Raw genomic sequence first — 12,709 nt, forward strand, 5'->3', positions numbered from 1 at the left:
TTTGCAAAAAAGCCGACATTATCAAGAACGCCTTATTAGATAGATAAAGCAAGACCCACCAATCAGTGATGCCATGACTCCTGTTGGAATTTCGTAAGGAAACATAATATTACGACCTAACCAATCAGCAGCGATCATTAATATGCTTCCAATTAGCGATGACATGAGTAATTGACTACGGATGAAATGATAACCAATAATCCGAGTAATTAATGGTGCAAGTAGACCAATGAAACTAAGTGGTCCAATTTGTAATGTGGCTAAAGTGATTAAAATGGTCGAAACGACAATTAATAAAAAACGAGCAATATTGCTATTCATGCCTAATGCATTGCTCATATTTTCTGGCAATTCCAACAAGCTTATTGGTCGTGAAAATATCAATAAGATAAATAAAATGAATAATGCTACTAAAAATATCACCACACTACTTAGTAGCCCACTACTGTATGTTGATCCCGATAACCATATTAATAAATATTGAATACGCGGATCGCCAGTAACTAAAAATAATTGAATCAGAGCCGTTAAAAAAGCTGCAAAAGCTATCCCCGTTAAAATCACTTTTTCTGGTTGGAATTTATTTTTAATATTAATTGCAATAATAAATAAAAAGGTCAGTAGAGCACCCAATAATCCCGGCAACCAAAGTGGCATGATGTCATACCCCATCGCCATAACTGTGACAATAATAGCAATAGCTGCACCTGAGCTAATACCTAACAAATCAGGGCTAGCCAGAGAATTATGGGTCATGCATTGCAGTAAAACACCACACATGCTTAACATGATTCCAGCCGAAATGGCAGTGATAATTCTTGGTAATTTAATGTTTAAAAGAGAATGATTCCAACCAGTCGATATAAAACCGTATTGTGTATTACTGATTGTTAAACTAGACCATAATAATATTAAGATTATTAATATCGCTAATATCCAGTGTCCCCTTGTTTTTATGGGCGTTAATAAATCACATCGAGTTAAAGAGTTATTATTTGATATACTAATTGTTGTAGGTAACGCTTTGAAAATTAAATAAAGCAATAAAGGTGTTCCAATAAATGCACTGACTGTGCCGACAGGCAAATAAAACGAACAATAGAACTGGATAATAACTAAAAGACAATCTGTTAATAATAAAATTAATCCTGCTGTTGTATATGAAAAGAGAAGCTTATGCCAGGCTTTGGTTAACTGCAATTGATTAATCATGGTAACTGCGGCTAAGCCGATAAATCCAATCATCCCAACTAAACTTAGTGTTGTAGCACATAAATAAGCGACAAACAAAATACAGACAACACGGATAACCACTACCGATACACCTAAGCTTTTTGCTTGAGTTTCACCTAATTGCATAACTTCAAATGAGCGCAATAATAAAATCAAGATGGCAAATGCAATCAAAGAGACAATAACTATCTGTTTGACATCATGCCAACTATCTTGAATTAATGAGCCAGCTTGCCAAGCAAAAATGTTTTTAGCCGCTTCAGGATGGAATATAACTAATGCTGTGGCTAATGCTCCCAAATATAAATTTAATATCAAACCTGACAGTAGCATCCTGATTGGTAAAAATTGATTACGATAAGACATCATAAACACAAGCAGTAAACTGGCAAGTCCACCTAAAAATGCAATCATTGCACTACTTAACCAAAGTAATAATGATGGTATAAATAGATGAGTGCCAAGTAGGGCAATATAAGCACCGCTACTTACAGCTAACGTTGAATCAGAGGCTAAGGGATTATAAGTAACTTGCTGTAGAATGATGGTACTAATACCTAATGCCCCACCAACCAATAAAGCCATAGTAAAGCGAGGTAACCAGTTATCGACAAGAATTATACGTTTTAATACACTTACTTGAATTAAATCAACTTGCAAAAAAGGCTGATGTAACTCATGCACAATAATCCAAACGATTGCTATCATAGCAAGTAAAAAAAGAGATAAATTAATTAAGATGATTTTCTTCAATGCCGACATACAATCACCATGTATTCACTGTTTGCTTAGTTAAAGCGTTGGTTAATGAAGAACTAAACCGTTGCATTGAAGGTAACGCTCCAAATCCCCACACAGAGGGTAAAATATAATAATTTCCCTGCTGACTAAATGGCAACTTTTGCCATAATGAATTTTTTTCTAATTGCTGATTAACATTAGCTGGATAAGGTTTAACAATAATAAGACTCGTATTTTTGGGTAATGTCGTTAAGTCGATTAAACTAATTTGACTAAATCCCCATGCATTTGTCGAATGTTGCCATGCATTATCTAAATTCAATTTAGTTAATACCACACCGTATAAACTATTGGCGCCATAGATACGTAACTGATGAGAGTCAATAAATTGCACAACTGCATAGGACTGCTTTGGTATTGTCTTTAAGCGTTGAATATTATCAGTAAACTGTTTTTCAGTCTGGCTTATCAATATCTGAGCCTGATTAGTTCTGTTGACTAGTTGCGCTAATTTTTCTGTTGTTTGTACGATGTACGACCAACTTGTACCTTCATTTGTGTAAAAATCAATTGCAGCTAACTTTATCGGAATAATATTTTTGGGGATCAGATTTTGTGTCCAAGTTGAATTTATCAATAGAGTGGGTTTTAAATTAGCAATTACTTCTAAATTAGGTTGTGATCTTAATCCTAAATCAACAATATTATCATTTAAGACAGGTTCACCTACCCACGTGGCATACTCTTTTGTATCACCTACTCCCACTAAAGGTGCTTGTAAAGCTAATAATGTTTCTGCGATAGTCCAATCCGTAGTGATAATTCTAGTTGGGTTATCAAATTGTGCATAATCCTGATTACTATCAGGTAAATGTATTATCCATAAAATAGAGCTTACAATAACAAAGCTAATTAAGGTTATTTTGAACTTCATGCTAAAGCAACCTTATGACTTCGAGTAGGATGATCAATGATCTCAAAATGAACACCATAAATTTCCCGTAAAATCGATGGCGTAATCATCTGTTTTGTCGGTAAATCATAAATTAATTGACCTTGTTTAAAAGCTAATAACTGGTCACAAAACTCACTAGCCAAATTAATATCATGAAGCACAATAATAGTCGTTATTTGATTCTTTTTGGCCAGCTGTTGAAGTAATTTCATTACTTCAATTTGATAATTAATATCTAACGCTGAAAGAGGTTCATCAAGTAAAAGATATTGACTTTGCTGTGCTAAACACATGGATAACCAAACTCGTTGACGTTCTCCTCCTGACAATGAGCTCAAAAAACGTTCTTTAAGATGTGCAGTATTTGTTTGTATTAATGCTTGATCAACAATTTTAAAATCTTTTTCCGTATAACGTTCAATTATGCCATGCCATGCAAATCGCCCTAATTTAACCAGTTCTTTAACCGGCAGATTAATGTCAGTAGGCAAATATTGTGGTAAATAACTTAGTATTCTCGCAAGCTGTTTATGTGAATAGTGAGTGAGTTCTTTTTCATCTAATGTAATAACACCAGATGTTGCGGCAATTTGCTTTGCTAATAATTTAATAAATGTCGATTTGCCAGAACCGTTATGACCAACAATACCATAGACAAGCCCTGGTTGAAATTGAGTCGTTACATGATTAACAACAAGGGTATCTTGAATTTGGTATTCAATATCTTGAGCAATAAGCATACTAATTTAATTATCCATCTAATTACACTTTAAAGTTATCCTATCTACCTATTCTGCTCCTATTTTCCCATTGTTCGGTTTGCATAGAATGCATTTAAAAATGCGAGTACTATTGAGCCGATTACAACTGGAAAATAACCAAATTTTTTTGCCAGATAATAACTTAGTGATATTACGATAAATCCACATATAAAACTTGGCGCTGATTGAGCATTACAAGCAGTAGAACGTGCCTGTGAACTATCTGAGTTGTCCATTATGATGGCAGTAATCGCAATAGACATTAAAGGTAAACTAAAGAAGTAAAGAAAACAGGCTAAATAGACATTAAAAATATTAACATAACCTAACGAGATCGGGATGAATGCAAGTAAAGCAAACGCATGAAAAAGTAATGAATAGGTTAAACTTTGTTTCCTAGATAATCGTTTGAGGATTTTTGCAACTAATATAACAGCCACTAAGCTAACAATGGATCCAAATACTTTTAATAAAATAGCAATATCTGATAATGCCCAACCATCATCGACAAGTATTGGTGATAATAGATTATAAGCCGGTAGGAAACTAAACGGCATAAGTATCAAAATAATTAACCAATTAATTCTACCTTTCCAGATGATAATCAGATCTTTCCAATATTGAGGATCCATATTTTCATATGTTGGCTTATTTTGACAGTAACGGTACTCTTCAAAAAAGAAAAGTTGAATTAATGTAAATCCAATTAAAATAGCAATTAATAATAAACAACCCATCCAACCAATATAGGCATAAAGTAGTAAAATTACTCCGCCGCCTAAAATATTACCTATCATAGAACCACTGGTTTTTATACTTGAAATAAGATAACGTTGCTGAACTAAAAAAATATTACAGGCTAATCCCGATATGGCTAATTCTTGAGTTGCAGTCATGGTCGAAAAAATAAAAATGATGGGTAAAATGATATAAAACTGTTGTATAGGATCTAAAAAAGCTATAAATATTAAACATACTAACATTAGCGTTAAAGAGATAAATAACCAATTGCGATAATGAGATATTCGTCTTTTTAAATATTTATCAATAACAGGTGCCCATAAAATTTTTAAACCAATTGGTAACATCATTAAAGGAATAAGACTTAACTGGTCTAACTCCATGCCATCTTTTCTTAGGATTAAAGCTAAGGCGATAGTTAAAAAGCCAATACCAACATATTCTGTAATATAAAGACTTACAAATAATAACCATACATTTTTAGGTAATTTAATTGTTGCATTGTCATTCATTTACTAATTATCCTTTTGCAGTACCTATTTTGTGGTCATAATATTTTCATTAATACTATTTTTTAGTAGTAAAAAATAAAACAAATTTAGATTTTTCGTACATTTAATATTTAACATATTTATTAATAGTTTATTTGTGCAGAAATACCTACTTGTCGTGGTTGCTGATAAGTTCTATATCGAGAAGATGAGGACATAAAGCACAAGCTAAATAAACTAAATTTTGCAGTTATCTTTTTCATCCGAATATACTAAAATTGATAATGATTTTCATTTGCGATCATATAGATTGGAAAATAAGCTGTCAAATTACTGTTTAAAAAAAATCAATATTATTAAATTAACTTGATTTTATTCAGAAGGAATAACTAAAATTTATAATCAAGTTAAATGATATATAAAATAAAAAACCCTAGTTAAACTAGGGTTTGATATGTAGATAGATGAATAAATCTAAGTGATTAACTATTTTTTCTTCGCTTTTCCTTGATACTCAGCATAATACTCTTGAGCAAGTTTTCGCATTGATAAGCCAATCGCTGCATATTGATATTCATTTAAGTTGGCTAATGAAGCTCGAGCCGAAGGATGTTGTACTGCAAATCCTTTACCTGGCAATAAAACAACCCCTGCTTCATCGGCAATTCTAAATAACATCTCAGATGGATTCTTATTTTTTAGGATCCATTTAGCAAATTTGTCATCATAAAGCTCTCGACAAATATGTTCTAGATCAATTAAGGTATAGTAATCAACACTGTTTTCATCAGTATGATGCGCAAGTCCTAAATGTTGATATAACGAAGCCGCTCGACGACGGATCAATGATTTTAATGCAGCTTTATAACTTTGATCGGTATCCATCATCTCACACAATGCAAATAATACCATTTGTACTTGTTGTGGAGTTGAAAGCCCAGCGGTATGATTTAGTGCAACTGCACGGCTATCAGCCACTAAACGATCAATAAATTTTAGGTTTTCAGGATCAGTTACAATAGAACTATAGCGTTTATTTAAAATCTGTCTCGTTTTGCTTGGTAATGCCTTAATTTTTTTATCGAATATATTATCACGTGCTGTTGCAATAACACCTAAACGCCAACCGGTTGCCCCAAAGTATTTAGAAAATGAATAAACTAAAATGGTATTTTTTGGACAAATAGCAAACAAGGATTGGAAATTATCAGCAAATGTGCCATAAACATCATCAGTTAAAATAATTAAATCCGGACGTTTTTTCACAATATCAGCAATGATCTGCAAGCTTTTATCATCAATTTTTACTGATGGAGGATTAGATGGGTTTACTAAATAAAAAGCTTTAATAGCAGGATCTTCTAATTTCCGTAATTCAGCTTCTGGATATTGCCAATTGGCATCAGGATCAGAGTTAACTAATACCTCTACTAATTGATAATCATTAAGCTCTGGAATTTCTAAATATGGTGTAAAAATAGGTGCGCCAATGGCAATTTTGTCACCTTTTTGGATTAAGTTATTTTCTTTCATAGAATTGAAAATATAAGCCATTGCTGCTGTACCGCCTTCAACGGCAAACAGATCCAGATCATCACGACCAAGATATTGTGCCCCCATTTGAGTGAGAACATATGCTTTAACTACCTCTTCACTAAAGCGTAACATTCTATCTGGTACAGGATAATTACAACCTAAAATACCTTCCACCATCTCTTGTAAAAATGCATTTTCATCTAGGCCAAGCTGATCGCGAATATAAGAAAATGCTTTACCTAAAAATGACACACCCGGAGTTTGATAATTTTGACGAACAAAATGTTCAAAACGACCAGTTAAACCAGCCTTAATTGGCATACCACCGACACCTTCATTCATATATGAAAAAGACATTTCGGATTCTTGTAACGCAAAAACACCAAGTTGAAAAAATGCTTGTCGTGGCCATGTTGCCAAAAAATTAGGATTACCACGCCCCGCATTTAACATCACACGGTCAGTATGGCTTTGTGCTAGTTTAATTAAATTATCTTTCAATTCAAAAGGACTTAAATTCGCATATTTTGCATATTCATTATTACTTTTCATAACCATGTATCCTTAATTTGAGATGTCAATTAAACAAAAGCAACAACTAATGGTCCTAATAACGTTAGGAAAACATTAGCTAAAGCATAGGTAATAGCAAAAGAATTGGTAGGAGTTGAGTTACCCGCTTTATTAAGTACTTCACCAAAAGCAGGATTCGCACTGCGAGAGCCAGCTAAAGCCCCGGCAAATACAGCCGAATTTTTATAACCTAGCACATACTTACCAAAATAAATACCAAGTAACATCGGCAATAAAGTCACCACAACACCGATTAAGAATAATGAAAGACCTTGATCTTTAATCGTATTAATGGCTTGTAAACCTGAGCTTAGCCCAACCACGGCTACGAAGCCAGCTAGACCAAAGTCTTTAAGTAATTGCACTGCTCCAGTTGGAATATTGCCAACAGTTTGATGCAAAGAGCGATACCAACCAAACAATAAACCTGATAATAATGCACCACCACCTGCACCTAAAGTGATTGGAATATCACTGACTCGGATCACAATAAGACCAATAATAAGTCCAACAACAAGACCTAAACCATGGAATATCCAATCAGTTTTTTCACTTTTGGTAATCGGCGCACCAATTCTGTCAACCACACGCCTTAAATCACCATCGGTACCATAAATGGTAATAACATCACCTAACTTAAATACCATATCATTATTTAATGGCAATGGTTGTCCATCACGATGAACAGCAATTAAATAAATACCATGCTTTAATTTCATCACTTCGTCAGATGAAAGCACTTGCGTTAAATTTTGACCGACATATCGAGTATTACGCATTTCAACATCTTGGGTATTCATCACCACATCCATACCCTGTGCTGAATTCACTTCTTCACCCAATAAATCAGCTGCAGCAATCATGGCATCCCGATGACCAACAACCAAAATAATATCTTTGGCTTTTAATAAAGTTTCTGGTGCAGCTTCAATAATACGATTGCCACGTTTGATTCGCTCAATACTAATACCATTAATCACCTTTTCTAAACTTTCAACGGTTTGATTAACCTTATTAGTAATACGATATAAGCGACCAGTTACATCAGATAAAGCAAAGTTTTGACCACTACCTAATAAAAGCGAGCCATGTAATTGTTCTGCTTCGGCCTTAATTGCATCGTCGTTAATTTCTCGCCCCATAATTTTCGGCAAAATGTTAACACAGACAATAATCGCGCCCAGTGAACCAAATATATAAGTCACTGCATAACCAATGGTTACATTACTTTGTAATCGGCTTAACTCTTCTGGGCTTAAGCCTAGCTGAGTTAGCGCATCAGATGCCGTACCCATAATGGCAGATTGTGTTAATCCTCCTGCAGCTAAACCAGCAGCAAGACCTTTATCTAAATTGAATAATTTGGCTAAAACTACTACCGTTACAAAACCAGCAACAGCAATAAATAATGCTAAAAAGATTTCACGTAGAGTTTTAACTCCTAATGAACGGAAGAATTGTGGTCCACTTTCGAAACCAACAGCATAGATAAATAAAGCGAAAAGCACCGCTTTAACGCCAGCATCGACAGTAACACCAAATACACTTAATGCCACTGCTACCAATAATGAACCAGCAACACCACCTAATTGAAATTTACCAATTCGAATTCCACCAATCAAATACCCTAAGCTTAAAGAGAGAAATAAAAGTATTTCGGGTGAATGCTTAAGTCCATCTAAAATCCAATTTGAAAGCCATTGAAACATAATAATTGTCCTCAAGTGCTAAGATTTATGAAATAGAAAAAGATAGAAAAGAAAAGATTGGAACTTGAATAATATTCATACTAATTTATGAATATGGATATATTTTAAACTTCAATACCAAGAATAGATAGTTAATTTTAACAATTAATATTATTGTCAGTAAATAACATTATATTGTCTAAAATATTAAATAGAAAAATATAATATCAACAATGAATTCAACATAAAAAAGCCCAAACAAATTTTGGGCTTAGTCGTTCTTTCTTTGAAAATAAAAATTATTTTTAGATTAAATTTTTATTTAGCTCTGAAAAGACTTTCTCTAATTTTAACATCAAGATTATTTACCCAACGATTGTAATTACGATGTACTTTTCCTTTACTATCTTGCAAGTTTGGACTAACAGACACGTAATTGATTGAGTAACTTGTTGCAGAATAAGGGATATCAACTACAATTTCAAATTTACGGTTGAATAAATGACCTCTAATTGTATTGCTATTTAAGACTTCCATTTTCCAAGTACCGAATGCTGCTTTACCTTTTGTTCCACTATCCAAAATAGCTTGTTTAACCTGTTCTTTAGTTAAACCACTAACAGGGGTAGTGATATTGTGTGGTGCTTGATATTTACCGGCACAACCAAATAATAGTGAAACTAAGAAAAATGCAGCAATATATTTAAAAAATTTCATTGTTTACTCCTTTAAGATTATTTTTATTAACGTTTTTTACATATAAGTAAAGTATGACCAAATCCAAGTCCATCAATATCTTTCTCAACGTGAAAACCAGCTTCATTTAAACATTGATAAAACACTTTAGAATGATAAAAACGACTATTACCGTTAGCTAAACAGGTAAAATAGAGAGAGGAAGCATTTAAGCTTAAAGCTCCTGCTTCAAAATTTTGACGATCCCAAAAAAGATCCATAATACAGACTGTAGCATCATCATGCATACTACGATGGATTAATTTTAATATCTGGGTAATTTGATCCAAACTAAAGCAATCTAGAAACTGACTCATCCACCATACATCTGCTTGATTGGGTAAAATTTGAGCATCCAATAAATTAACAGAGACACCATCAATACGATCATCATAACCTGCTTGTTTGATGTTTTCGTTAGCGACAGCTATTTGTTCAGGTAAATCTAAGATTGTTACTTGAGTTTTCTCTAAATGCTTAGCACAAAAAATCGCCCATTTACCTGTGTTTCCACCAATATCATAAATATGTTTTGGTTTTAATTGAATAATATAAGGCAAAGCAGCAGGAAAAGAGTGATCCGAATAAAAATGATCGAACTCGAACCAACTTTTTTTAGCTTGTTTTGGTAATGATTGTAATATTGGATAAATCGTTTTTCCCTCACCAAAAATTTTCAAGCCGCTTGGTTCACCCTTTTCAAGCGCTTCTTGAAGAAAAAACATGCTTTGATAGCAAATATCTTGGGAAAAATTGAGGTTAACTTCTGTCATTTTGTCATGTAATAAAAAATGACCTATTTTACCTAAAATATAGTTTGAATCTTGTTGATAAATGACACGTATGCTAAGTGCAACATCTAACAGTAGTTCAATTGCGTAAGAAGATAAAGAAACTTTTTTAGTTAGGTCATCTAAGTTAATACCATTTTTTCCAGCCTGATCAATTTGAGATAAAATCCCATGATTTTTAATAGCGATGATTGCTTGGAATAAAATTGGTGCAAAGGCAATTTTTTGGGCTTCTGTAATTGCTTCTAATGCAGTATAAATTTCTTTATTAAATCCATACTTGCTGTTTTCTTGTTCTGTCAATCTCTTGCCTTTTTATTGTTTTACTGTATTGTATAAATTAAATTTGATGTTTCTCAAGAATTATTGATTTAATAATATTACAAAAAGTAACTAAGTAAAGAATTAATTAAAAACATTACTATGAAATTTTCTTTTTCAATCGAAAATTGGTTTGCTTTATCTGCGGGTTTATCTTCTAAATCTGACTGGCAATTATGGTCAAAACAGATTAACCACAATTGGGATTTACCACTACCCAAACTCAATAAACTACCTATGATGCAAGCAAGGAGGATGAGTATTTCATCTCGCCTAGCAGTTGAAGTTGGTTTGGAGCTTATTGAAAATAACAAACTTGACTTAGCAATATTCTCAAGTAGGCATGGTGAACTTGAAAGAACATATAAAATACTTACAGCATTAAATCAAAATGTTGATATTTCACCAACTGACTTCGCATTATCAGTACATAATACAGCATCAGGATTATTCACGATTATTGCCAAACAAAAAGTGCCCGTCACTTCACTTAGTGCAAATGATGATAGTTTTCAGCAAAGTTTGTTAGAAGCACTACCGATATTACTTCAAAAAGATAAAAAAGTACTATTAATTGATTTTGATGGTATGATACCTCAATCTTATCAAACAATTGTTCACCAATTAATTCCTTACTATGCGGTAGGATATATTTTAACTAAAGGTAATCAATTTACTTGTCAAAGTATTGAAAAAACATCACAATCAAATCAAATCGACTATCCTCAATCGTTAGCTTTTTTAAATGCATTTTTAAATAAACAGCAACAATTCATCATAAAAGGTTTATCTCAAGATTGGCAATGGACTCTCAATACATAAAAAAACGAAAACCATATACCTTAAATCAGTGGTGGCGATTATTCGCAACTGCATTGGGTTTTATTATATTTGGTCTTTATGGGTTAATCGTTCTTTCGATAATCTGGTTTAGTTTATTGAGGTTATTCGTATGGAATAAACAAAAAAGAACAATAATTGCTCAATATAGCATTAGTATAAGTTTTAAAGTATTTTTGTGGATAATAAAATATCTAGGTATTTTTAATTATCAATTTACAGGAATTGAAAAATTAAAACACGATGAAGGATGTTTAATCATTGCAAATCATCCCTCTTTATTAGATGTAGTATTGCTGGTATCCGTTATGCGTAGATGTGATTGCTTGGTTAAAGGAGCTTTACTTAATAATATTTTCATCAGTCGCATTATTAAAACGGCAGGTTATATTCTTAATGGAGAATCAAGCAGGATACTACCACAATGCAACGAAATCTTGTCTAACAAGGGTAAAATTTTGATTTTCCCAGAAGGAACAAGAAGCATACCCAATAACCCTATAACATTACAAAGAGGTGCTGCAAACATAGCATTACGTTGCCATGCAGATATTCGAATCATACATATTCAATGCAATCCACCTTGGTTGATAAAACAACAAAAATGGTATGACATTCCTAAAAGAAAGGCAGTTTTCAATATCAATGTCGGTGAAAAGATTAAAATTGAAGACTTTTTAGACCAAAATACCACTATTGCCGCAAGAAAACTGACAAGACATCTTGCATCATTGTTAACCCTAGAACAATTAAAAGAATAACAGATACAAAGGAAATAAAATGGAAACTCTACATCATGATATAAAGGCATTAATAATTGATGTTCTTAATTTAGAAGATATCACACCTGAAGATATTGATACCCAAGCTCCACTATTTGGAGATGGATTAGGTTTAGATTCAATAGACGCACTAGAACTAGGTCTTGCGATCAAAAATCAATATGGTATTGTTTTATCATCTGAAAGTGAAGAAACCAAAAAAGCATTTTACTCAGTTGCAACTTTAGCTGATTTAATTAGTTCTCAACAGTAATAAGGAAGTTTTTTAATGGATAAGCAACAAATTTTTCAACAAGTTCAATCTGCACTAGTGCAACTTTTTGAATTACCTGCCGATCAGATTAAGCCAGAATCTAAACTTTTTGAAGAATTAGACTTAGACAGTATTGATGCTGTAGATTTAGTCGTACATTTACAAAAAAAGATTGGTAAAAAAGTCGATCCAGAAACATTTAAAGCAGTTAGAACCGTTCAAGACGTTGTTGATGCAGTAGACAATTTAATGAATACCAAATAGCATA

Annotated in this window: 12 protein-coding genes; 4 read left to right on the forward strand and 8 right to left on the reverse strand. The window is 32.8% G+C overall.

Annotation, left to right across the window (positions count from 1 at the left end; all coding sequences use genetic code 11):
* Positions 1-21: 21 nt before the first annotated feature.
* From fhuB to B6C84_RS06180, 8 genes are all read right to left on the reverse strand, one after another.
* On the reverse strand, positions 22-1,995 hold the full coding sequence (gene fhuB, locus B6C84_RS06145) for a Fe(3+)-hydroxamate ABC transporter permease FhuB (protein ID WP_086354109.1): 1,974 nt from the start codon (positions 1,993-1,995) through the stop codon (positions 22-24).
* Positions 1,996-1,999: 4 nt separating this feature from the next.
* Positions 2,000-2,908 carry an iron-siderophore ABC transporter substrate-binding protein gene (locus B6C84_RS06150; protein ID WP_086354110.1) on the reverse strand — a complete coding sequence of 303 codons (909 nt, stop codon included), beginning with the start codon at positions 2,906-2,908 and terminating at the stop codon, positions 2,000-2,002.
* Complete coding sequence (locus B6C84_RS06155) at positions 2,905-3,669, reverse strand: ABC transporter ATP-binding protein (RefSeq protein WP_086320574.1); 765 nt, start codon at positions 3,667-3,669, stop codon at positions 2,905-2,907. Before B6C84_RS06155 ends, B6C84_RS06150 begins: the two co-directional genes overlap by 4 nt.
* 59 nt (positions 3,670-3,728) lie before the next feature.
* Positions 3,729-4,943 (reverse strand): MFS transporter, encoded by a 1,215-nt coding sequence (locus B6C84_RS06160; protein WP_086354111.1) that lies wholly within the window; start codon positions 4,941-4,943, stop codon positions 3,729-3,731.
* Between the two features lie 465 nt (positions 4,944-5,408).
* Positions 5,409-7,010 carry a bifunctional aspartate transaminase/aspartate 4-decarboxylase gene (locus B6C84_RS06165; protein WP_086320576.1) on the reverse strand — a complete coding sequence of 534 codons (1,602 nt, stop codon included), beginning with the start codon at positions 7,008-7,010 and terminating at the stop codon, positions 5,409-5,411.
* Positions 7,011-7,039: 29 nt separating this feature from the next.
* Positions 7,040-8,740 carry an aspartate-alanine antiporter gene (aspT, locus tag B6C84_RS06170; RefSeq protein ID WP_086320577.1) on the reverse strand — a complete coding sequence of 567 codons (1,701 nt, stop codon included), beginning with the start codon at positions 8,738-8,740 and terminating at the stop codon, positions 7,040-7,042.
* 297 nt (positions 8,741-9,037) lie between these two features.
* Positions 9,038-9,436 carry a hypothetical protein gene (locus B6C84_RS06175; RefSeq protein ID WP_034904273.1) on the reverse strand — a complete coding sequence of 133 codons (399 nt, stop codon included), beginning with the start codon at positions 9,434-9,436 and terminating at the stop codon, positions 9,038-9,040.
* Between the two features lie 26 nt (positions 9,437-9,462).
* Positions 9,463-10,548: a methyltransferase gene (locus B6C84_RS06180; RefSeq protein WP_108720845.1), complete on the reverse strand. Its 1,086-nt coding sequence runs from the start codon at positions 10,546-10,548 to the stop codon at positions 9,463-9,465.
* A gap of 120 nt (positions 10,549-10,668) precedes the next feature.
* Here B6C84_RS06180 and B6C84_RS06185 point away from each other — a divergent pair, with 120 nt between their 5' ends.
* Genes B6C84_RS06185 through B6C84_RS06200 form a run of 4 tightly spaced genes read left to right on the forward strand, consistent with a single transcriptional unit; the run spans position 10,669 to position 12,705 of the window.
* The gene (locus B6C84_RS06185) at positions 10,669-11,388 is read left to right on the forward strand and encodes a beta-ketoacyl synthase chain length factor (RefSeq protein ID WP_065578620.1); all 720 of its coding nucleotides are present in this window, start codon (positions 10,669-10,671) and stop codon (positions 11,386-11,388) included.
* The gene (locus B6C84_RS06190) at positions 11,370-12,167 is read left to right on the forward strand and encodes a lysophospholipid acyltransferase family protein (RefSeq protein WP_065578619.1); all 798 of its coding nucleotides are present in this window, start codon (positions 11,370-11,372) and stop codon (positions 12,165-12,167) included. Before B6C84_RS06185 ends, B6C84_RS06190 begins: the two co-directional genes overlap by 19 nt.
* A 19-nt stretch (positions 12,168-12,186) precedes the next feature.
* Positions 12,187-12,441, forward strand: a complete 255-nt coding sequence (locus tag B6C84_RS06195; RefSeq protein WP_065578618.1) for a phosphopantetheine-binding protein — start codon at positions 12,187-12,189, stop codon at positions 12,439-12,441.
* A gap of 15 nt (positions 12,442-12,456) precedes the next feature.
* Complete coding sequence (locus tag B6C84_RS06200; protein ID WP_034904287.1) at positions 12,457-12,705, forward strand: acyl carrier protein; 249 nt, start codon at positions 12,457-12,459, stop codon at positions 12,703-12,705.
* Positions 12,706-12,709 lie beyond the last annotated feature (4 nt).

Origin of the sequence: Gilliamella apis (assembly GCF_002142155.1) — a bacterium.
GTDB lineage: Bacteria > Pseudomonadota > Gammaproteobacteria > Enterobacterales > Orbaceae > Gilliamella > Gilliamella apis.